The organism is Cellulomonas sp. P5_E12, assembly GCF_054049315.1.
On the sequence record NZ_JBFUMP010000010.1, the window covers coordinates 1 to 19971 of the forward strand.

The 19971-nt window shown below is 72.8% G+C and carries 22 protein-coding genes, 1 tRNA gene and 1 other RNA gene; 8 read left to right on the forward strand and 16 right to left on the reverse strand.

Translation table 11 applies throughout. From position 1 onward, the window contains the following. The 4 genes from ACXJKA_RS10085 to ACXJKA_RS10100 form a co-directional block, all read right to left on the reverse strand. A partial coding sequence (locus ACXJKA_RS10085; protein WP_456825065.1) for a DNA polymerase III subunit gamma and tau occupies window positions 1–1880 on the reverse strand: 1880 nt, incomplete at its 3' end. Window positions 1881–1936: 56 nt separating this feature from the next. Further along, a complete protein-coding gene (locus ACXJKA_RS10090; RefSeq protein ID WP_456825066.1) occupies window positions 1937–3295 on the reverse strand; it encodes an FtsX-like permease family protein in 1359 nt (452 codons plus the stop codon). After that, window positions 3292–3990 (reverse strand): ABC transporter ATP-binding protein, encoded by a 699-nt coding sequence (locus ACXJKA_RS10095; protein WP_456825067.1) that lies wholly within the window; start codon window positions 3988–3990, stop codon window positions 3292–3294. Before ACXJKA_RS10095 ends, ACXJKA_RS10090 begins: the two co-directional genes overlap by 4 nt. A 120-nt stretch (window positions 3991–4110) precedes the next feature. Further along, window positions 4111–4710 (reverse strand): LysE family transporter, encoded by a 600-nt coding sequence (locus tag ACXJKA_RS10100; protein WP_456825068.1) that lies wholly within the window; start codon window positions 4708–4710, stop codon window positions 4111–4113. Window positions 4711–4790: 80 nt separating this feature from the next. Here ACXJKA_RS10100 and ACXJKA_RS10105 point away from each other — a divergent pair, with 80 nt between their 5' ends. Beyond that, on the forward strand, window positions 4791–5219 hold the full coding sequence (locus ACXJKA_RS10105) for an Lrp/AsnC family transcriptional regulator (RefSeq protein ID WP_456825069.1): 429 nt from the start codon (window positions 4791–4793) through the stop codon (window positions 5217–5219). Here ACXJKA_RS10105 and ffs read toward each other — a convergent pair. Next, an RNA gene (gene ffs, locus ACXJKA_RS10110) (signal recognition particle sRNA small type) lies at window positions 5217–5313 on the reverse strand. The genes ACXJKA_RS10105 and ffs overlap by 3 nt on opposite strands. Window positions 5314–5435: 122 nt before the next feature. Here ffs and sthA point away from each other — a divergent pair. Beyond that, window positions 5436–6899 (forward strand): Si-specific NAD(P)(+) transhydrogenase, encoded by a 1464-nt coding sequence (gene sthA, locus ACXJKA_RS10115; protein WP_456825070.1) that lies wholly within the window; start codon window positions 5436–5438, stop codon window positions 6897–6899. Here sthA and ACXJKA_RS10120 read toward each other — a convergent pair. Beyond that, window positions 6889–7716: an inositol monophosphatase family protein gene (locus ACXJKA_RS10120; RefSeq protein ID WP_456825071.1), complete on the reverse strand. Its 828-nt coding sequence runs from the start codon at window positions 7714–7716 to the stop codon at window positions 6889–6891. The genes sthA and ACXJKA_RS10120 overlap by 11 nt on opposite strands. A gap of 48 nt (window positions 7717–7764) precedes the next feature. Next, window positions 7765–8130, reverse strand: a complete 366-nt coding sequence (locus ACXJKA_RS10125; protein WP_456825072.1) for a VOC family protein — start codon at window positions 8128–8130, stop codon at window positions 7765–7767. Between the two features lie 160 nt (window positions 8131–8290). Here ACXJKA_RS10125 and ACXJKA_RS10130 point away from each other — a divergent pair. Further along, window positions 8291–8375, forward strand: a tRNA-Ser gene (locus ACXJKA_RS10130). Between the two features lie 127 nt (window positions 8376–8502). On the opposite strand, the gene ACXJKA_RS10135 is transcribed toward ACXJKA_RS10130, so the two are convergent. From ACXJKA_RS10135 to ACXJKA_RS10145, 3 genes are read right to left on the reverse strand one after another with little or no spacing between them, the layout of a single operon-like run. After that, the gene (locus ACXJKA_RS10135) at window positions 8503–9300 is read right to left on the reverse strand and encodes an ABC transporter permease (protein WP_456825073.1); all 798 of its coding nucleotides are present in this window, start codon (window positions 9298–9300) and stop codon (window positions 8503–8505) included. After that, window positions 9297–10217, reverse strand: coding sequence for an ABC transporter ATP-binding protein (locus tag ACXJKA_RS10140; protein ID WP_456825074.1), 921 nt, complete (start codon window positions 10215–10217; stop codon window positions 9297–9299). The genes ACXJKA_RS10135 and ACXJKA_RS10140 overlap by 4 nt, the downstream gene beginning before the upstream one ends. After that, the gene (locus tag ACXJKA_RS10145; protein ID WP_456825075.1) at window positions 10214–11056 is read right to left on the reverse strand and encodes a CPBP family intramembrane glutamic endopeptidase; all 843 of its coding nucleotides are present in this window, start codon (window positions 11054–11056) and stop codon (window positions 10214–10216) included. The genes ACXJKA_RS10140 and ACXJKA_RS10145 overlap by 4 nt, the downstream gene beginning before the upstream one ends. Before the next feature lie 337 nt (window positions 11057–11393). Between ACXJKA_RS10145 and ACXJKA_RS10150 the strand changes: the two genes are divergently transcribed. After that, window positions 11394–11822 (forward strand): hypothetical protein, encoded by a 429-nt coding sequence (locus ACXJKA_RS10150; protein WP_456825076.1) that lies wholly within the window; start codon window positions 11394–11396, stop codon window positions 11820–11822. Between the two features lie 3 nt (window positions 11823–11825). Here ACXJKA_RS10150 and ACXJKA_RS10155 read toward each other — a convergent pair whose 3' ends face one another. Together ACXJKA_RS10155 and ACXJKA_RS10160 are read right to left on the reverse strand one after the other, a co-directional pair. Continuing rightward, window positions 11826–13025 (reverse strand): NAD(P)/FAD-dependent oxidoreductase, encoded by a 1200-nt coding sequence (locus tag ACXJKA_RS10155; RefSeq protein WP_456825077.1) that lies wholly within the window; start codon window positions 13023–13025, stop codon window positions 11826–11828. Window positions 13026–13056: 31 nt separating this feature from the next. Next, window positions 13057–14472 (reverse strand): DUF2252 domain-containing protein, encoded by a 1416-nt coding sequence (locus ACXJKA_RS10160; protein ID WP_456825078.1) that lies wholly within the window; start codon window positions 14470–14472, stop codon window positions 13057–13059. A gap of 108 nt (window positions 14473–14580) precedes the next feature. Between ACXJKA_RS10160 and ACXJKA_RS10165 the strand changes: the two genes are divergently transcribed. Further along, the gene (locus ACXJKA_RS10165; RefSeq protein ID WP_456825079.1) at window positions 14581–14781 is read left to right on the forward strand and encodes a hypothetical protein; all 201 of its coding nucleotides are present in this window, start codon (window positions 14581–14583) and stop codon (window positions 14779–14781) included. Window positions 14782–14815: 34 nt separating this feature from the next. Then, on the forward strand, window positions 14816–14956 hold the full coding sequence (locus ACXJKA_RS10170; protein ID WP_456825191.1) for a pentapeptide repeat-containing protein: 141 nt from the start codon (window positions 14816–14818) through the stop codon (window positions 14954–14956). On the opposite strand, the gene ACXJKA_RS10175 is transcribed toward ACXJKA_RS10170, so the two are convergent. Beyond that, on the reverse strand, window positions 14895–15911 hold the full coding sequence (locus ACXJKA_RS10175; protein WP_456825080.1) for an AraC family transcriptional regulator: 1017 nt from the start codon (window positions 15909–15911) through the stop codon (window positions 14895–14897). The two genes, ACXJKA_RS10170 and ACXJKA_RS10175, sit on opposite strands and share 62 nt — an antisense overlap. A gap of 45 nt (window positions 15912–15956) precedes the next feature. Between ACXJKA_RS10175 and ACXJKA_RS10180 the strand changes: the two genes are divergently transcribed. Both ACXJKA_RS10180 and ACXJKA_RS10185 read left to right on the forward strand, forming a co-directional pair. Continuing rightward, window positions 15957–16208, forward strand: a complete 252-nt coding sequence (locus ACXJKA_RS10180; protein WP_456825081.1) for a DUF4242 domain-containing protein — start codon at window positions 15957–15959, stop codon at window positions 16206–16208. A 110-nt stretch (window positions 16209–16318) separates the two neighbouring features. Next, complete coding sequence (locus ACXJKA_RS10185; protein ID WP_456825082.1) at window positions 16319–16951, forward strand: hypothetical protein; 633 nt, start codon at window positions 16319–16321, stop codon at window positions 16949–16951. A 7-nt stretch (window positions 16952–16958) separates the two neighbouring features. On the opposite strand, the gene ACXJKA_RS10190 is transcribed toward ACXJKA_RS10185, so the two are convergent. From ACXJKA_RS10190 to ACXJKA_RS10200, 3 genes are all read right to left on the reverse strand, one after another. Then, window positions 16959–18038: a hypothetical protein gene (locus ACXJKA_RS10190; RefSeq protein ID WP_456825083.1), complete on the reverse strand. Its 1080-nt coding sequence runs from the start codon at window positions 18036–18038 to the stop codon at window positions 16959–16961. Between the two features lie 71 nt (window positions 18039–18109). After that, the gene (locus ACXJKA_RS10195) at window positions 18110–18427 is read right to left on the reverse strand and encodes a hypothetical protein (protein ID WP_456825084.1); all 318 of its coding nucleotides are present in this window, start codon (window positions 18425–18427) and stop codon (window positions 18110–18112) included. A gap of 21 nt (window positions 18428–18448) precedes the next feature. After that, a complete protein-coding gene (locus ACXJKA_RS10200; RefSeq protein ID WP_456825085.1) occupies window positions 18449–19969 on the reverse strand; it encodes an ATP-dependent DNA ligase in 1521 nt (506 codons plus the stop codon). Between the last annotated feature and the right edge of the window lie 2 nt (window positions 19970–19971).

Here is a 19971-nt window from a genome sequence, read left to right on the forward strand (position 1 = left end):
GCGCGGGGGTTGGCGCGGTCGCCCGCGGTCGCGACGGGCGACGACGCGGCCGGCGCCGCCGGTGGCGCGACCTGCTCCGCGAGGATGCCCTCGACCCGGACGTCGAATCCCAGGGTCTCCCGCACCGCCCGGGCGACGACGTCGGCGTGGGCGCCGTTGCGGAACGTGGTGGCCAGCGCCGGGTTGTCGAACGCGATCCGCAGCGTCGTCGCGTCGAGCTCGGCCACCTGCGCGTTGCGGGGGTCGATGAGCGCCCACGTCACGCGGCGCAGACCCTTGACGGTCTCCAGCACCTCGGGCCACCGACGCCGGAGCACCTCGGTGTCGGGGCCGCCGGTGGAGCGGGCGGGCGCCGGAGCTGCCACTGGTGCCGGGGCGTGCTCGGCTGGGGCCACAGGCGCCGGGGCGGGCTCGGGTACGGCGGAGGAAGGCTCTTGAGCCGGCTCGTCGACGGGCTCGGAGGCAGACGAAGGGGTCACGACAGCGGCACGGGCGGGGGCAGGCTCACCAAGCGGCGCAGCCGTCGATGCCGGTGCAGGAGCGGCTTCCGCGGTCGGCACGGCCACGGGAGCGGGAGCGGGTGCAGCAGCAGCGACCGGCGCAGGCGCAGCAGCGACGACGGGCGCTGGCGCAGCGGCACCAACCGAAGCGGGCGCAGCAGCGGGCGGCGCGTCGTGTGTCGGCACCCGCACGGAAGCGCCGCCGTCGGCCGGCAGGCCCCGCTCGAGCCGGTCGAGCCGCGCCCCGATGCCCGTGCGCGTGTCCTCGGCCGCCGGCAGCAGCAGCCGGGCCATGAGCAGCTCGAGGTGCAGGCGCGGTGACGTCGCACCGGTCATCTCGGTGAGCGCGGCGTTGCAGAGGTCGGCCGAGCGTGACAGCTCCGACGGGCCGAGGTGCCGCGCCTGCAGACGCATGCGGTCGAGCTGGTCGGACGGGACGTCCCGCAGGGCCGCGTCGGCGGCGTCGCCGGAGGCCGCGATGACGATGAGGTCGCGCAGGCGCTCGAGCAGGTCCTCGACGAACCGTCGGGGCTCGTGCCCGGTGGAGATCACGCGCTCGACCACCCGGAACGCCGAGGCGCCGTCGCGGGCCGCGACCGCCTCGACCAGGTCGTCCAGCAGCGAGGCCTGCGTGTACCCGAGCAGCGCCGCGGCGCCCTCGTACGCGAGCTCGCCGCCGCCGGAGCCGGCGATGAGCTGGTCGAGCACCGAGAGCGTGTCCCGGACCGAGCCGCCGCCCGCGCGCACCACGAGCGGGAGGACGCCCGAGGCCACGGGCACGCCCTCACTGTCGCAGAGCTGCAGGAGGTACGGCACCAGCACGTCGGGCGGCACCAGGCGGAACGGGTAGTGGTGCGTCCGCGACCGGATCGTGCCGATGACCTTGTCCGGCTCCGTCGTCGCGAAGATGAACTTGATGTGCGGCGGGGGCTCCTCGACGATCTTGAGCAGCGCGTTGAAGCCCTGGTTCGAGACCATGTGCGCCTCGTCGAGGATGAACACCTTGTACCGGTCGCGGGCCGGAGCGAACGTCGCGCGCTCGCGCAGCTCGCGGGCGTCGTCGACACCGCCGTGGCTCGCCGCGTCGATCTCGACCACGTCGAGGCTGCCCGGGCCCCCGCGCGCCAGCTCGACGCACGACTCGCACACGCCGCACGGGGTGTCGGTGGGGTGCTCCTCGGTGTTCTGCGCGCAGTTGAGGATGCGGGCCAGGATGCGGGCCGACGTCGTCTTGCCGCAGCCGCGCGGGCCCGAGAACAGGTACGCGTGGTTGACCTGACCGCTGCGCAGCGCCTGCCGCAGGGGTGCGGTGACATGGTCCTGACCGATCACCTCGGCGAAGTTCTCCGGCCGGTAGCGGCGGTACAGGGCTGTCGTCACGCCACGAACCCTAGACGCCCTCGCCGACAGACGGAGCCCCTCGTCCTCAGCCTCACTCAGTCAGCGCGCACCACCGTGTCGGCCAGAACCGATCGCAGCAGCGGCCGCGACGTCTCCGTCGCCGCGAACACCAGCGCGCACCCGCCGGTCAGGAACGCGACGAGCAGCACGACGCCCTGCGGGGAGCTGAAGACGGCCAGCCCGAACAGCGGGAAGAACATGACCAGCGCGGCCACGGCCGAGCCGACGGCGACGAACAGCAGCGGCACCAGCACGGTCCGCCGACGAACCGCGTCGAGGAGCTCGACGGGCGTGCCGGCGAGGTTCTGCAGCGCGATCTCACGGCGCCGGTCCAGCACGCCGGCGGCCTGCGCGATGCCCGCGGACACGGCGGCCAGCAGGAACGCGACCACCAGGGTCACCATCGCGCCCGTGACCAGGTCGTCCATGAGCACTGCGCCCTCCGGGTCGGCGGACGTGTCGACCGCCGTGATCGCCGGCAGGACCGCGAGTGCCCCGGCGACGAACCCCGCCAACCCCAGCCCGCCGACCACGCGCCAGGCCGCCTTCGGGTCGTCGAGCAGGCGCCGAGCGGCGAGCAGCCGGGCGGGCGTCGTCGCGCGCTTCAAGGAGACCTTGCCGACGAGCCCGAGCACCCACGGCCCGACCGCGTTCAGCGTCGCGAAGCCGACCGCCAGCGCACCGACGAGCGCCCCGGCCGCGGCGGCGCCGAGCGCTCCGGCGGCCGCGCTGACCACCATGAACGTGCCGATGCCGACGACGCCGACCACCAGACGCAGCCACGTCATGCCCTTCGGCGTCTCGCGACGCGCGACCCCGAGCGGCGACACGCTCACGCGGCGCAGCGAGAAGGCCCCGGACAGGGCCGCCAGCAGCGGCACGGCGACGACCGTGATCAGGAGCCCCTGCCAACCGACCCACAGCTCGGCCACGCTGAACGTCGTGCCCTGGAACGGCAGGAGCGCGCAGACGGGCAGCAGCGCGGCGTAGAGCACGATGCCCAGCAGGGCGCCGACGAACCCCTGCCACGCCGTCTCGGTGACCGTCAGCCCGACCACCTCGCGGGGTGTCGCACCGAGGAGCCGCAGGGTGGCCAGGCGTGCGTCGCGGCGCGCGACCCCGAGGCGGGCGGCGGCGCCACCGAGCGTCACCAGGGGGACGACGAGGAGCACCACGGCGATCCACGCGAGAGTCAGGTACAGGCTGCGCACGTCGTTCTGGCCCGGCGGGACCGGCAGCGCGGCGCGGGCGGCGAAGCCCAGCAGGCCGCCGACGACGCTGAGCGTGAGCCCGGTCGTCACCGCGAACGCCGTGATCGCCAGGCCGGTCGTCACGCGGGCGTCGCGGCCCCCGGCACGCTGGAACCGGGGCGCGAGGGCGACGACGGCGTTCACCGGGCGACCTCGGCGGGCGCGCCGGCCCCGACGACGAGCCCGTCGCGCACCTCGATGCGCCGGTCGCACCAGTCGGCCACCTGGGCGTCGTGGGTGACGACGACCAGCGACGCACCCGCCGCCTTGGTGGTCTGCGTGAGGACCTGCATGACGTCGTGCCCGGTGGACTGGTCGAGGGCGCCCGTGGGCTCGTCGGCGAACACGACCGCCGGGCCGGTGATCAGGGCGCGTGCCACGGCGACGCGCTGTGCCTGGCCGCCCGAGAGCTCGCCCGGTCGCCTGCCCTCCATCCCCGCGAGCCCGAGGGAGCCGAGCCACTGCCCGGCCAGCGCGGTGGCATCGCGTCGCGACGTCCCCAGCAGCATCGCGGGCAGGGCGACGTTCTCGATGGCGGGCAGCTCGGAGAGCAGCTGCCCGAACTGGAACACGAACCCGTAGTGCCGGCGCCGCAGCAGCGAGCGCTCGCGGTCAGACAACCCGCCGACCTCGCGCCCATCGAGCGCCACTGCGCCCGCGTCGGGCAGCAGGATGCCGGCCATGCAGTGGAGCAGGGTCGACTTGCCGGACCCGGACGGGCCCATCACGGCGAGCGACTCCCCGGCGGCGAGGTCGACGTCGACGCCGGCAAGGGCGGTCGTCGGCCCGAAGCGCTTGACGAGGCCGCGGGCGGAGAGGCGGGGCGAGGCGGTGGTCATGCTCTCAGGCTGGTGCCGGCGGCAGCCGGTTCGCGTCGGCCCCCGGGCTGCTTCTGGAGGCACCGGCGTGCGCCCGCGGGCGGACACGGGTCCGCCCACCGTGGGACCGCAGCCGCCGGGTCAGACGACGAGTGCCACGCCCGCGAGCACGACGACGCCCGCGCCGGCCATCGACACCCACCGGCGTGCCTGCGGCGGGACGCGCAGACCGAGCGCCCCGCTGGTCATGGCGAGCACCAGCTGCCACGCCAGGGAGGCCAGCCCGACGCCGACGACGAACGCCGACGCCGGCCCGGCTCCCCCGACCTGCGCCGCCAGCCCCACGGCGATCGTCGTGAACGTGACGGCCGTGAGCGGGCTGACGGCCGTGAGCCCGACGAACCGCAGGTAGGCCCGCGGCGCCGACGGAGCGACCACCGTGGCCGCGACGGGGTCCCGCGACGCCCGAGCGGCCGTGACGACCCCGACGACCACGAGCACCCCGGCGCTGACCCACCGGACGAGCTCGGTGTGCTGCCCCAGCACCCGGCTCACCGGCGCCCCCAGCGCCACGGCGAGCACCGCGTAGCCGAGGTCGATCGTCGCGATGCCGCAGGCCGCCCCGACAGCGACCCGTGCCCCGTCGACCAGGCCCGTGCGCAGCAGCAGCACGCCGACCGGCCCGACGGGCATGGCGACGGAGAGGCCCGCGAGCACGCCGAGCAGAAAGGCCGTGGTCATGCGGCCGAGCCTGCGCGATGGAGATCCATCGCGTCACGCTCGATCTGCGAAATTCGTCGGCACACTGCGAGAATCGCATCGTGGACGCCATCGACGACGCAATCCTCCGCGAGCTGACCGCGGATGCGCGGTTGCCCTACAGCGAGCTCGGCGCCCGCGTCGGCCTCAGCCCGAACGCCGCCGCCAACCGCGTGGGGCGGCTCGTGGCCGACGGCACGATCCGCGCGTTCACCATCGTCCGCGGAGCCGCCGCGGTCGCACCCGGGCCGGGGCTCGAGGTGTTCGTCGAGGTGCGGCTGGCCGACGGGACCACCAACGAGGACTTCACGGAGGCGCTGGACCGGCGGGGCTTCCCGCAGGTTCTCGACGCCGTCCACGTGACCGGGTCGTACGACTACCTGCTGCACGCCGTGGTCACCGACCCGGCGGCGCTGGACCTGTTCGTCCGGCGGCTGAAGCGGGAGGCGGGGGTGGCCCAGACATTCACGCGGCTCGCCATGCGGGCATGAAAGGACCCCCCGCACACCCGCCAGAGCTCACCTGCCCTTGCTGCCTTCCGGCCCTGGGGGAGTTCAGCGAGATGACGCCGCACGAGGGGTCTGCCGGAAATCCTAACCCGATCCGTCGGTGACGATGACCGCGTCAGCGGGCCGACGGAGCTGTCGCCCGGCCAACGTTCACCTGCTGGACTCACATGGTGGCGGCTTTGGTTGCAGACTGCCTTCATGGCGACTGACGGGGTTCCCGGCGAGTCCGCGGCGGCACAGGAACCGGCTGACGCCCGCTACGACTACGACCTCATGGTGATCGGCTCGGGTCCGGGCGGGCAGAAGGCCGCGATCGCGTCGGCCAAGCTCGGCCACAAGGTCGCCATCATCGAGCGCCGGCACATGATGGGCGGCGTCTCCACCAACACGGGCACCATCCCGAGCAAGACCCTGCGCGAGGCGGTCATGTACCTGACCGGCATGGCGCAGCGGGAGGTCTACGGGGCCAGCTACCGCGTGAAGTCCGACATCACGATGGAGGACCTGTTCGCCCGCACGCAGCACGTGATCGGCCGCGAGCACGAGGTGATCCGCGCGCAGCTGCTGCGCAACCACGTCGACATCCTCAACGGCACGGGCTCGTTCCTCGACGAGCACACCGTCGGGGTCCTCGACGACGACGGCACCCGCCGGACCCAGTTCACCGCGCGCTTCGTCGTCATCGCGACGGGCAGCAAGCCGCACCGGCCGAACACCGTGCAGTTCGACGGGAGGACGGTCCTCGACTCGGACGGCGTGCTCGCGCTCGAGAAGGTGCCGAACTCGATGGTCGTGGTCGGCGCCGGGATCATCGGGATCGAGTACGCGTCGATGTTCGCGGCGCTGGGCACCCGCGTCACGGTCATCGACAAGCGGCCGGCGATGCTCGAGATGTGCGACCCGGAGGTGGCCGAGTCGCTGAAGTTCCACCTGCGGGACCTGTCGGTGTCGTTCCGGTTCGGCGAGGAGGTCGCGGGCGTCGACAGCAACACGCACGGCACCGTCACTCGTCTGGTCTCGGGCAAGCGCATCGCCGCCGACGCCGTCATGTACTCGGCCGGGCGGCAGGGGCAGACCGACGCGCTCAACCTCGCGGCGGCCGGGTTGTCGGCGGACTCGCGCGGGCGCATCGCGGTCGACGACCAGTACCGCACCGCGGTGCCGCACATCTTCGCGGTCGGCGACGTCATCGGGTTCCCCGCGCTGGCGGCGACGAGCATGGACCAGGGACGCCTCGCGGCCTACCACGCGTTCGGGGAGCCGGCCCGGGAGCTGCAGTCCGTGCAGCCCATCGGCATCTACACGATCCCCGAGATCTCCTACTGCGGGCGCACCGAGGAGGAGCTCACCACGCAGGCGGTGCCCTACGAGGTCGGCGTCGCTCGCTACCGCGAGCTGGCGCGCGGGCAGATCGTCGGCGACTCCTACGGGATGCTCAAGCTGCTGGTCGACACCGAGACGCGCGAGCTGCTGGGCGTCCACATCTTCGGGACCTCCGCCACCGACCTCGTGCACATCGGCCAGGCGATCATGGCGTGCGGCGGCACGGTCGACTACCTCGTCGACACGGTCCTCAACTACCCGACGCTCTCGGAGGCGTACAAGGTGGCCGCGCTCGACGCGACGAACAAGATCCGGCAGGTAGACCGCTTCAGCTCGTGACGACCGCCAGCCCGCGCGCGACGGCCGCCACCATCGCGTCGGCGATCTCGGGCGTCGCCGCCGCCAGGATGGAGTCGGACTCCAGCGACCACGGCTCTCCGCGCGCGTCGACGACGACCCCGCCGGCCTCCCGGACCAGCACCACGCCTGCCACCACGTCCCAGGCCGCGTTCCCGAACGCGATCGAGGCCGACGTACGGCCCGTCGCGACCCACGCCAGCTCGGTGGCCGACGTCCCGACGACCCGCACCTTGCCGACGGTTGCCGCCACCTCCCGCAGGGCGCCGGCGCGCACGTCGAGCGGCCAGGGAGCGACGGACGTCCACGACAGGTCCCCGACCGTCACGGTGAGCGAGTCGAGCGGGCCTCCGAGGGTCGACACCCGGACGTCCCCGTCGTCCGTCCGGCGCCACGTCCCGGCCCCGCGCGACGCCCACACGATCTCGCCGGTGGTCACGTCCGCGGTGACGCCCACCACGGGTTCACCGCCCGCGAGCCGAGCCAGCGTGCACGCGACCAGCGGCAGGCCGGCGACGAAGTTCGCGGTCCCGTCGATCGGGTCGACGACCCAGCGGTCGGGCGCGGACTCCCGCGGCGAACCCTCCTCGCCCTGGACCGGCAGCGACGACCCGGCCCGCAACGTTCCGACGACCGCGTCCTCCGTCGCCAGGTCGACCGCGGTGACCAGGTCGTTCGGACCCTTGAGCCGCAGGACCGCGCGGTCGTCGGTCCCCCGCACGACCGCGAGGCCGGCCTCGACGGCGCGCAGCGCGAGGTCGACGTCGGGCTGGAGATCCTGGGCGATGAGCGTGGTCATGGCCGCATCATCACCCCTGCGCACGACGCCCAGGTGAACGGGTGTCGGTCAGTCGGTTGCCGTCGTGCCCTCGTACAGGCCGATCTGGTTGCCCTCGGAGTCCTCGAGGGCCGCCCACCAGCTGGTCGGGGAGATCTCCGTCTTCTCCAGGACCGTGCGGCCGCCGAGCCCTTGCGCGCGCGCGAGCGTGTCGTCGATCGAGTCCACCTCGACGTAGCTGCGCGGCACCTGCAGGTTGCCCGCCCGGGCGGTGATCCCGCCGCCGCTGATGCCGTTCGGGGCGGACCACATCGGGTACCCCTCGTAGCCGGGCGGCTCCTTGATGTCCCAGCCGAACAGCGCCGAGTAGAACGCCGTCGCCCGCGGGAGGTCGTCTGCCGGGATGTCGATGTGCGTGATGTCGCCGTGCGCCATGGCCTCGCTCCTCGCTTGCCTTGGCGGGCCCCCGGGGGTGGCAGGCCCGGAACCCGACAAGCGTAGATCTTGCCCCGCAGGGACGACAGCCTGCGCGGCGACGGCCGTCAGCGAGCGGGATTCGGCGCACCCGTCGACCTCGGGTATCCTCTGTCGGCCGGGAGGATTCGCCTAGCGGCCTATGGCGCACGCTTGGAAAGCGTGTTGGGTGAAAGCCCTCGGGGGTTCGAATCCCCCATCCTCCGCCGGTCGAAGGGCCCGTCACCTGCAGCGATGTAGGTCACGGGCCCTTCGTCTTGCCCGCTCGGTAGACACCTCAGTAGGCAGCTGATGGGGTCGCACCCGTCGCGGAAGACTCCGGGTTCGAGGGCGTCACACGTCCCGGCGGCGCACCACGGCGCAGGTGACAAGGAGAGTCGCAGCGGTCCAGAGCACGACGGCAACCAGCGCGGTGGTGAACGTGAGGTCTCCGGTCGGGTGGCCCGGGAGCTCCAGCGGGGTGGCCGCAGCCCCAGGGATCGTGCGAGCGAACCAGCCGACCGCTTCGATCGGGATGGCCTCCAGCAGTGCGGGAAGCACGTAGAGGAACCCAATAGTCGCGGCGACGCCACCGATGCTTGAGCGCGTCAGGAACCCGAGGCACATGGCGATCACGCCCACGGCAGCCGCGTACAGGGCGATACCGACGATCACGCGCAGGACGTCGGGGTCGCCGAGGCTTGCTGGCTGGTCACCGCCCAGCAGCGCGGCTGCCGCCAGGTAGGCGATCACGAACGACACGAGCGTCATGACGAGGACGGTCGCGGCGACAAGTGTCGCCTTCGCGAAGACGACGGACGAGCGCCGCGGTGCGACGGTGAATGTCATCTGCACCGCTCCGCGCTCGTACTCCGCCGTCGCCACGATCGTGCCGAGCAGCAGGACCAGCAGCAGCGGCACCCAGTTGGTCCCGGTGCCGGCGGACAGCGCCTGCGCGACGAGCTCATCGTGCGTCGCGCCGGTCGCGTCGGTCGTCAGCGCCGAGAGCACCGCGATCACGATGGGGAGCGCGACGATGAGGGCCAGCAACCACTGGATCGAGCGAAGGCCACGAGCCTTGATCACCTCGCTGCGAAGCAATCCGGCGAAGTCGAGCCGCCGGGCCACGGTGGTCTCTGTCGTGACCGTCATCGCGTCGTTCCCCCCGTCGTGTACTCGATGGAACCCTTGGTCAGCTCGAAGAAGGCGTCCTCCAGCGAGGCGCTCTGAGGAATGAGCTCGGCCAGCACCGATCGGGTTCTCGCCGCGACCTGACCGACCTGCTCGCTGGTGAGCCCAGTCACGATCAGCGCGTCACCATGGGGAGCGATCGTGCCACCCGCGACACTCAACGCCGCGGTGAGCGGCTCGGTGGCCTCACCCGTCGCGAGCCGGACCCGCACGCTGCTGGCGGTCGCGGCCGCAACGACGTCCGCCATCGGGCCGGCGGCGATCAGGCGACCGCGTCCCAGGACGACGACGTCGTCGGCGGTCTGGGCCATCTCGCTCATCAGGTGGCTGGACAGCAGAACCGTCGTGCCATGGGCCGAGAGGCTGCGCACCAGCTCGCGGACCCAGTGGACGCCGTCGGGATCGAGCCCATTGACCGGTTCGTCCAGGACCAGAGTGCGCGGGCTTCCGAGCAGTGCGGCCGCGATCCCGAGCCGTTGGACCATGCCGAGGGAGTACGTCCCAACCCGTCGCACCGACGCCGCCGTCATCCCGGTGAGCTCCAGGACCTCGTCCACCCGCGTGGCTGGCAGGTGGTGCGTCGCGGCCAGGGAGGACAGGTAGTTGCGCGCCGTCCGGCCGGGGTGCACGGCGTGGGCGTCGAGCATCGCTCCGACCGACGTCATCGGCGCCGGGTCGTCGACGAACGAGCGCCCGTCGATGCGGACCGTCCCGCTGGTCGGACGGTGTAGCCCGAGGATCATCCGCATCGTCGTGGACTTGCCGGCTCCGTTCGGCCCCAGGAGCCCCGTGACGCGGCCGGTGGCGGCGGTGAAGGAAAGGTCCTGGACGGCGGCCTTGTCGCCGTACGTCTTGGAGAGCCGCTCGACCTCGATCACGCGGCACCGACCTCCTGCGTGCGCTGGACCCGTCCACGCACGAAGATCAGCCCCGCGACGGCGATGAGGATGAACAAGATGTTCGCCGGCCCCGCCAGCGTGAGCAGCTGGCTCTGAGGTCCGGAGTGAACCTCGTCGATCCCTCCGGTGGCCAGGAACAGCGTGGGGTCGTACAGGCCGTGGAGCAGCATCGGCCAGATCAGGTGGCCGGTCACCCGCAGGGTCAGGTACATGCAGATGCCGAACCCGAACGCGAACACCACGGTCAGCAGGACGGTGACGACGGGCTGCCCCGACAGGATGTTCGTCGCGTGCAGGACGGCGAAGATCAGCGACGAGACCACCATGACGACCCACTCGGACTTCCCGGCGTCGCGCAGCATCTTGACGACGATGCCGCGGGTCAGGATCTCCTCGACGAAGCCCACGAGCAGGCCGGCGAGGAACGTCACCGCGACCACCCCGGAGGCGTAGGAGGCGTAGTCGATGCCGAGCAGCCGCAGCACGATCGCTGCCAGCACGGCGACGGGCGCGACCCACATCCACCAGCGGCCGCGGATCGGTTGGCGTGCGAAAAGCGCCGGAAACCAGCCGACGGACGCCACGAACGCGATGAGCACGACGGCGCCGAACGCGAGGGGAAGCACGAGCCCGAAGAACACGCTCTGCGGCGTCGCGAGCAAGTCCTCGGTGTTCACCTGGTCACCGAACAGGACGCCCACGAGCTGGCCGCCCAGGATGTAGAGGACGAGGTATGCGACGGCGACCAGAACCGCCCGCCACCACCCGCCTCGGTCCCAGAACTGCTTCCAGCGTGAGGTGGAGGGGGTGTCGGTCACTGCCGCTCCTGCGGGTCGACGTACGGCCCGCGCGCGAGCCTCGTGACAAGACAATGTCTGATGCCGAGTGAGGCCGCCACCTCACGGCGCACGGCAAGGCCCTCGCTTCCGGGAGCTACGTCGCGCGAGCGAGTCGGGCCGGCCTGGCGCCTTGCTGCCTCACCGACATCGAAGACGCTGAGCGCTGACGTGAAAGCCCTCGGGGGTTCGAATCCCCCATCCTCCGCGCACCGAAGGGCCCGTGACCTGCAGCGATGTGGGTGACGGGCCCTTCGTCATGTCGTCGCGGAACCGACCGTGGACCGATCGGGCACGGTCCGACGTACGCTCATTCGTCGTGGCCACCTTCTCCTCCGTCTCGCGCCAGCACGTCCTCCAGGCGATCGCCGAGTACGACGAGCGCGGCGGCAGCGAGTTCCTCGACCTCTACGGGTTCACGCCGGCCGCGGGCTACCCGCTGGTCCACGAGGGCCGCAGCTACGACTCGAGGGCGGTCCTCGGCGTCGCGCACCGGTATGCGACGGGACGGCTCGCGACGACCGAGGAGTTCCACGGCGGCATGCAGAGCGCGGTGGCGATCCTGCGCAAGCGCGGCTTCGAGGTCACCGAGCCGGCGTCGGCCGTGCGGGCCGCCCCGGTCCGCGCGCCGCGGGCCACACGCACGCCGGTCGTCCGGGCCGCCCCCACCCGCGAAGCCGCACCCGTGATCTGCCCGACGTGCCTGATGACCCTCCCGGCGACCGGCATCTGCGACGAGTGCGGCTGACGACTACCGCTCGAGCCAGGCCAGCGCGCCCCGCGCCGCGACCACGCCCGTGCTGAACGAGGCCTGCAGCAGGTAGCCGCCCGTGGGCGCCTCCCAGTCGAGCATCTCGCCCGCGACGAACGTGCCCGGGAGCTGCCGAAGCATGAGCGACTCGTCGACCTCCGACCACGCGATGCCGCCCGCGGTCGAGATCGCCCGCTCGATCGGCATCGTCGCGGTCACCACCACCGGCACCGCCTTGACCAGCGACGCCATCGCCGACGGGTCACTCGGCAACGCACCAGCCTCCCGCAGCAGCCCGATCGCGACCGGGTCCAGGGCGAGCGTCCGGCGCAGCCAGTTCGAGCCGGAGTCCTTCGGCCGACGGCGCTGCAGCCGCTCGGCGACCTGCTCGTGCGAGAGCGACGGACGGAGGTCGACCTCGAGAACGCATCGTCCGTCGGTCTCGAGGCGGTCGCGGATCGGGGCGCCGATCGCGTAGACCGGGCCGCCCTCGATACCGGTCCGCGTGACCATCGCGTCCCCGCGGGACCGTTGCTCGCCGGCCGACAACCCCACATGCTTGAGCGGCGCCCCCTGGAACCGGTCCGCGAACGTCCCGGTCCACTCGACGCGCATCCCGACGTTCGCGGGCCGCAGCGGCGTCGTCGCCACCCCTCGCTCGGAGAACGGACCGACCCATCCGCCGTCGGCGCCGAGCCGCGGCCACGACGCTCCCCCGAGCGCGAAGACGGTCACGTCGCCGACGACCTCGTGCGTCGCCTCGTCGGCACCCGTGAGCTGCAGCCCGCCGTCCGTCCAGCCGGTCCACCGCTGCCGCCGCTCGATCACGACACCGAGATCGGCGAGGCGCGCCAACCACGCGCGGACCAGCGGCGTCGCGCGGAAAGACCGCGGGAACACCCGTCCGCTCGACCCGACGAACGTCTGCTCACCCAGGCCCGCGCACCAGTCGCGCAGGTCCTGCGGGCTGAAGCTCTCGAGCATCGGCGCGAGCCGGTCGGCCGAGGGGCCGTACCGCGCCAGGAACGGGTCGAGGTCCTCGGAGTGCGTGATGTTGAGCCCGCCGTGACCCGCCAGGAGGAACTTGCGGGCGGGGGACGGCATCCGGTCGAGGACCGTCACCGCGACGCCGGCCCGGGCCAGCACCTCCGCGGCGATCAGACCCGCCGGCCCGCCGCCGACCACGCTCGCCCTGCTCATCGGGCGAACGTATCCGACGAGGGCCCGGTCCTCAGACGCCGCGCTCGACCGGGAGCCGCCCCGCCGCGACCGCCCGGACCAGGGCGGCGTGGTCGGCCTCGGTCTGGTCGGCGTAGGCGAGCGCGAACCGCGCCATCGCCGTGTCGAGCTTGTCCGACCGGCCGCCGTAGCCCGAGATCATCGACGCCCCGCTGGTCCGCGCGTGGCCCTTGGCCAGCAGCCGCCCGACGATCCCGGCGTAGTCCGCGAGCGCGGCCGCGTCGATCGCGTCCAGCGCGACCGTGCCCTTCATGTTGCGGAACTGGCGCACGTAGAACTGCAGGCCGCCCACCGTCGTCCACCCGAGCAGCGGGTCGCTCACGGTCTGCAGCGCCTGCTGGTACTCGACCACCCGCTGGCCCTGGTGCGCGTGCCAGGCGCTGTCGCCGTGTACGTGCTGGGCCAGCACCGAGCGTCGCGCCTGCTTGAGCTGGAGGAAGACGACGTCGTCGGGACTCGATCCCTCGAGCAGCGCGATGTACGCGAGCAGGCCCACCGAGCCGACGCCGACGACCTTCTGAGCGACGTCGACGAGCGTGTAGCCGCCCAGCGCCCGGCGCCAGTGCGGGGCGAGCGTGGCCAGGTAGTCGTCGAGGCCTTGGGCGACGAGGTCCGCTTCACGATCGGACAGGCGCGTGATCAGCGGGGGCTGCTCCACGATGCGGCGCTGGCCGCCCTCCGAGGCCGTGAACTTCGGCAGCGCGCGGTCGCTCGTGCGGGTCCGGGCGCGCTTGACGGCCCGGTCGATCTCGGCGGCCAGCGTCCCGTGCGGCGCGCGCTCGTGGATCCGGTCGACGTCCAGCCGCTCGAACGAGCGCGCGAGCAGGGGCCGGTCGGCCAGGCGTCGGATCTCGTCGCGGTAGGCGGCGCTGCAGGCGACGGCGGCCGACTCGCACGCGTGCTCGGGTGCACCGTTCTGCCGGCCCGCCACCCAGATGCTGGCGACGAGCCGACGCAGGTCCCACTCCCACGCGCCGGGATGGGCCTCGTCGAAGTCGTTCAGGTCGATGACCAGGTCGCGCTCGGGCGACGCGTAGAAGCCGAAGTTGCCCAGGTGCGAGTCGCCGCAGACGACGGGCGTGATGCCGGTCGCGGGCAGGGTCGCCAGGTCGTTGGCCATGACGACCGCCGACCCGCGCAGGAACCCGTACGGCGAGGCGGCCATGCGTCCGACGCGGAGCGGGATCAGCGACTCCAGGCGCCCCTCGTGGCTCTCGATGATCTGTGCGACGGGGTCGCGGTCCGTGGGCGACCAGTCCCCGAGCGACGAGCGCGGCACCGTGTCCCGCAGGGCGTGGCCCGTCCGGTAGCGCTCCTCACGGGTCACGGGCCGACGCCGCAACGACGCGTAGTCGCTGCTGTCGGCGCTCTGCAGCACCACGTGGCCGGCGACGGGCCGTCCGTCCATCGCTGCCCACCTCGGGATCGGGTGCCCTGACCTCCGAAGTCTCCCGCACCCGTCAACTGCGCGGGGATACTGGAAGCGCCCGTACCTGATGCCCGAGGGAGACGACCCATGCGCAAGCCGGCCCTGATCGTGCTCGGCGCCGTGCTGCTCGTCGTCGGCGCGATCTGGACGTTCCAGGGGCTCGGCTACCTCGGGGGGAGCGCGATGACGGGGGTCACCCTGTGGGCGGTGGTCGGCCCGATCATCGCCGTCGTCGGGCTGGTGCTGATCGTCTCGTCCGCCCGGGCTCGACGCGGTCCCTCCGCCTAGCCTGCCGGGCACGAGCGACGACCGGTCTTCCGACCTGAGCGGCACCGAGCTCGACCGCGCGGACCTCAGCGGCGCCCGGTTCAGGTCGGCGCGGCTCAACGGTGCGTTGCGGGTCAGGAGAGCGTCGAGTGCCCCGCCCGCCAGACGCTCGGCGCGTCCCCGCGACTACGCTTGAACGCGCGGCTGAACGCCTCCTCCGAGTCGTAGCCCACCTGGCGCGCCACCGCGACCACCCCGAGATCGGTCGTCGCCAGCAGGTCCTGCGCGATGTGCATGCGCCACTCGGTCAGGTAGCGGATGGGCGAGCGGCCCAGCACCTCACGGAACCGGGTGTCCAGCTGCGACCGGGACACCAGCGACTCCCGCGCCAGCAGCTCGACGGTCCACTTGCGCTCCGGCCGCCGGTGCATCGACGCCAGCGCGGGTGCCAGCACGGGATCGCGCAGCGCCGCGGTCCAGCCCTGGTCCACCGCCGGGGCGGTCGCCAGGTGCAGGCGCAGGACCTCGACCAGCAGCACCTCGGGCAGGCGGGTCGGGATGCCGAGGGTGCCCGCCGACGTCTGCTCGAGCGCGTACTCGATGTTGGCACGCACCCAGTGCGCCGCCGGGCCGGTCGGGTGCACGACGAACACCGACGGCAGTGCCCGCAACGCCGGGTCGAAGAGCGGGTCGAGGCTGTGCAGGTAGCCGCAGACGACGTCGGTCTCGGAGCCGTCCCGGCCGTACCGGAGCACCGGCATCTGCGCCCACGGGGCCGGCGGCATGAAGGTCGTGATGGGCACGACGTCGGCGACCTCGAGGCCACCCATCGTGTGCTGGTCGCCGTACGGCAGCACGATGACGTCCCCGGGGCCCGCCCAGTGCTTCGCGCCACCACGGACCGCCACCCAGCACGACCCGGACGCGACGACGTGGAACAGCACCACTCGATCGGTGCCCGGTCGCAGCATGGCGGCGGTCATGGGGCCGGACATCGACTCGTACGTCCACGGCTCGCGGTACTCGGCCCGCAGGAAGACGGCGCCCTCCAGCCGGAGCCGCTCCAGCGCGGTCTGCAGCAGGACCGGGTACGTGGGGTCCCGATCAGGAAGGCCGGTGACGCGGTCATGGTCCGCGGACGTGCTCACCACGAGGCTGATCGTGTCATACCGGCACATCACGCAAGGAGTACGACAATGCCGCTGTTCATGGACATCCACCACATCGACGGACCTGTGGGGATGAACGATGTCGCCCAGGCCCACCAGGCCGACCTGCACACCCAGGGTTCCTACAACGTGAACTACCTGAAGTACTGGGTCGACGAGGCTCAGGGCAAGATCTTCTGTCTGGTCGACGCCCCCGACGCCGAGGCGGCCGCGACCGTCCACCGGCAGGCGCACGGCCTTGTCGCGGACGAGATCTACCGGGTCGACGAGGGCGCCTGAGCCCTCAGCGAAGGCCCGTGACCTGCAGCGATGCGGGTCGCGGGCCTTCCATCTTCCCGGCGCGCTCCGAGGCGTCCTAGCGTGGGCACCAGCGCCGGAAGGAGACGTCGATGTCCTCACCCGAGACGCCCGCGACCCCCTCGCAGGCGATCCGCGCCCAGATCCTCGCCACGGAGCACTGGAGCCTGCTCGCCACCCGCAGCACGCTCTGGTCGGAGGTGATGAGCCGCATCACCATCCACCTGACGGTCGTGTCGGCCTCTCTCGTCGTCCTGGCACTGGTCGCCCAGGCGTCGGGCTTCGGCACCCCGTTCACCGTCCTCTCGATCGGGCTCGCCTCGGCCGCCCTGATCCTCGGCACGCTCACCGGGGTGCGCGTCATGAACGCGAGCCACGACGACAGCGCACTGATCCTCGGGATGAACCGGCTCCGTGCGGCCTACGTCGCACTGGACCCCGAGATCGGCGACTACCTCGTGACGTCGTGGCAGGTCGACCGCGCGGGCCTCATGCGCACCTACACGATGGGCCTGCCTCGCTCGACGTTCAGCCACGTGGCCGGCAGCACGGCCATGTTCGTCAACGTCGTCAACACCCTGGTGGCGGGCACGCTCGGCGCGCTCGTCGCCGAGGCCGCGGGCGCGGGCCCGGCAGCGACCGCCACGGTGGGCGTGGTCACCGGACTGGCGTATCTCGTCGCCTGGCTCGAGTACGGCCGCCGCTCGTTCGCGACGGTCGACTAGCGGTGCGCTACCGGGTCGACCGGGGCGTCTGAGCCTTCCGGGCCGGCGTCGCGGACCCTGCGGCGCCGATCCTCTCCCTGAGCAGGTCGAGGGCCGCTCCGGGGAACAGCTGCGCGGGGTAGATCCAGTACAGAGGGGTGTCCCGGGCGCGCAGGAACACGAGCTCGTCGCGGACGGACACCGACCGGTACGCCGCGTAGCTCGTCTCGCCCGTCACGGCCGGCCCCTCGACCCAGACCCCGCCCGGCAGCAGCGCCGCACGGAACGTGGACCCCACGGGGACCTGGCCCGTCAGCACACGGGCGAACCGGTTGCGCTGACGCCACATCGACCACGCCACGACTGAGCCGCCGAGCCCGACGTAGACGAGGCCGGCCACCACACCGGCCGTCCCGCCACCGGTCAGCACGACGCCGGTCACGAACAGCCCGACGGCGATCAGCACCTGGACGAGGACGCGCCGGGGCGCGAACACGACCTCGCTGACGTACGCGCTGACCACGCGGTCGACGTAGCCGGGGCCGGTCGTGTAGGACGCGAGCGCACCGGGACGCGGTCGCGCAGCGGGCGCCGCCGTCGTTGCGGGCGCCTCCGGCGACGCACCCTCGATGCGGTTGCGCAGGTCCTCGAGCACCCCGTCCGGGAATATCTCGCGCGGGTACGCCGCGAGGTAGGAATTGGTGCGGTTCTCCAGCAGCACGACGTGCCGCCCCACGATCACCCGACGGAAGGCCGCGAGCCGGACCGACGTCGTCCCTGCCTTCCCCTCCCCGACGAGCCGATCCCCGTCGAGGGCGACCTTGAGCTGCGTGCCCGCAGGGACGCGGCGGGCCGAGCCGACCAACGCCTTGACGTAGGCGAGCAGCACGCCGCCGACCAGCACCGCCGCCACCACGAGCGCGGTTCCGCGGACCTCGGGTGCCACCAGCGCGAGCACGAGCAGGAGCGCGACGAAGACCTCGCCCACGACCATCCGCGGCCGGACCAGCAGGCGCCGCCACTGCGCGTCGACGGCCCGGCGCACGTAGCGCGAATCCGTGGTGCACGTCAGCCAGACGAGGGGGTGCGCAATCGGGGTGGACTCCACGAGCGCGAGCGTAGGGGCGAGCCTCAGGGCCGACGGGGCGGCGTCCACAGGTTCAGCCAGATGCCACGACCTCAGGCGTCGCGCCGCCCGATCCCGAGGACATGCCGCCTCTCGAAGGTCACGACGTCGCCCGCGTGCAGCCCACGAAGCTCGACGGCGTCGCTCGCGAACGTCCCGTGCAGCACCTCGTCGCCGACCGAGCTCACGACGACCCAGAGACGCTCGGCGATACCCTCCGACGGCACCACCATCACCTTGACGCGGTCACCCTCCCGCAGGGCGGCCTTCGCCTCGTCGTCGACGATCCGGAACGTGCTCGGCGAGAGCGCGTGCCGCTCGACACCGTCAGCGAGCACCCAGTCGACGCGTCGGCGGAAGAGCTTCACCACCGATCGATCGTAGGACGCCCTTCAACCCCCGAGCGCCCGCACCGCCTCGATCGTGTCCGCCTCCGCCGCCGACTTGTCGTCGCGGTACCGCACCACCCGAGCGAACCGCAGCGCGAGCCCGCCCGGGTAGCGCGTCGACCGCTGCAGCCCGTCGAAGGCGATCTCCACCACCTGCTCCGGTCGCAGCTCGACCACCCAGCCGTCGAGCGGCGACGTCGCGAGCTCCGTGAACCGCGCGGTCTGCCAGCGCAGCATCTCGTCGGTCATGCCCTTGAACGTCTTGCCGAGCATGACGAAACCGTCCCCGTCCCGAGCGCCGAGGTGGATGTTCGACAGGAGCCCCTTCCGGCGGCCCGACCCCCACTCCACCGCGAGCACGACGAGGTCCAGCGTGTTCCGCGGCTTGACCTTGATCCAGGCGGCCCCCCGCCGCCCGGCCTCGTACGGGGCGTCGGCAGCCTTGACGACGACGCCCTCCTGTCCGGCCTGGACCGCGGCGCCGAAGTAGTCTCGCGCCGCGGCGGGGTCGGACGTGATCAGCCGGTCCACCACCAGCGGGCCGGCCACGGTGTCGAGCGCCTCCAGCCGGCGCAGGAGCGGGGCGTCGAGCAGGTCGACCCCGTCGACGTGCAGGCAGTCGAAGAAGAACGGCGTCAGCGTGACCGCCGCGGCGACGTCGGCGTCGCGGGTGGCAGAGCGCGACGCGGTCTCCTGGAACGGTCGCGGCCGCCCGTCGGGGCCGACCGCCAGCGCTTCGCCGTCGAGCACGAGGTCGGTCGCCGGCATGGCCCGGACCGTCTCGACGATCTCCGGCACGCGCGCCGTGATGTCGTCGAGGCTCCGCGTGAACACCGCGACCTGCGCCCCCCGCCGGTGCACCTGGATCCGGATGCCGTCGAGCTTCGAGTCCACGACCACCGGCCCCGGAGCCAGGCTCGCCCAGGCGCTGTCGACGTCCGGCGCCGACTGCGCGAGCATCGGCCGCACGGGCCGCCCGACCACGAGCGTGAACGCCGCGAGCGCGGCCACCGGGTCCGGCTGCGTCAGCGCCGCGACGGCCACCGGCTCGGTGTCGCCCGCGAGCATCGCGGCCCGACGCACCGCCTCCGGGGCCACGCCGGCCGCCTCCGCGACCGCGTCGAGCAGCAGCGCGTCCAGCGACCCCTGCCGCAGCTCCCCGGTGACCAGCCCCCGCAGGAGCCGCTGCTCGTCGGCGGTCGCGGCCGCGAACAGCTCGCCGGCGGCGGCGGTCCGGGCGGTGCCGGAACCGGCGCCGGCCAGGAGCGACATCGCCTCGAAGGCGTCGTCGACCCCCGCCACGGTCAGCGTGGGCTCGAGCGCGGGTGGCGGCAGGCTGCTCAGCGACCGCCAGCCGAGCCCCGTCCGCCTTTGCCGCAGCTGCCCGCCCAGGTACCGCGAGACGACGGCGACGTCCTCGGGCGGCGTCCGCCGCAGCAGGTCGACGAGCAGCGCGCGCTTGGCCAGCCGCGACCGCGTCGTCGCGAGGGCGGCCGACGTCGTCGCGAGCTCGGCGAACTGCATGT

What these genes read in the sequence shown, in the direction of transcription:
- ACXJKA_RS10095 (WP_456825067.1), bottom strand. Translation starts at nt 3,990, where the DNA reads ATGACCACCGCCTCGCCCCGCCTCTCCGCCCGCGGCCTCGTCAAGCGC.
- ACXJKA_RS10100 (WP_456825068.1), bottom strand. Translation starts at nt 4,710, where the DNA reads ATGACCACGGCCTTTCTGCTCGGCGTGCTCGCGGGCCTCTCCGTCGCC.
- sthA (WP_456825070.1), top strand. Translation starts at nt 5,436, where the DNA reads ATGGCGACTGACGGGGTTCCCGGCGAGTCCGCGGCGGCACAGGAACCG.
- ACXJKA_RS10120 (WP_456825071.1), bottom strand. Translation starts at nt 7,716, where the DNA reads ATGACCACGCTCATCGCCCAGGATCTCCAGCCCGACGTCGACCTCGCG.
- ACXJKA_RS10125 (WP_456825072.1), bottom strand. Translation starts at nt 8,130, where the DNA reads ATGGCGCACGGCGACATCACGCACATCGACATCCCGGCAGACGACCTC.
- ACXJKA_RS10135 (WP_456825073.1), bottom strand. Translation starts at nt 9,300, where the DNA reads ATGACGGTCACGACAGAGACCACCGTGGCCCGGCGGCTCGACTTCGCC.
- ACXJKA_RS10155 (WP_456825077.1), bottom strand. Translation starts at nt 13,025, where the DNA reads ATGAGCAGGGCGAGCGTGGTCGGCGGCGGGCCGGCGGGTCTGATCGCC.
- ACXJKA_RS10160 (WP_456825078.1), bottom strand. Translation starts at nt 14,472, where the DNA reads ATGGACGGACGGCCCGTCGCCGGCCACGTGGTGCTGCAGAGCGCCGAC.
- ACXJKA_RS10165 (WP_456825079.1), top strand. Translation starts at nt 14,581, where the DNA reads ATGCGCAAGCCGGCCCTGATCGTGCTCGGCGCCGTGCTGCTCGTCGTC.
- ACXJKA_RS10180 (WP_456825081.1), top strand. Translation starts at nt 15,957, where the DNA reads ATGCCGCTGTTCATGGACATCCACCACATCGACGGACCTGTGGGGATG.
- ACXJKA_RS10185 (WP_456825082.1), top strand. Translation starts at nt 16,319, where the DNA reads ATGTCCTCACCCGAGACGCCCGCGACCCCCTCGCAGGCGATCCGCGCC.
- ACXJKA_RS10200 (WP_456825085.1), bottom strand. Translation starts at nt 19,969, where the DNA reads ATGCAGTTCGCCGAGCTCGCGACGACGTCGGCCGCCCTCGCGACGACG.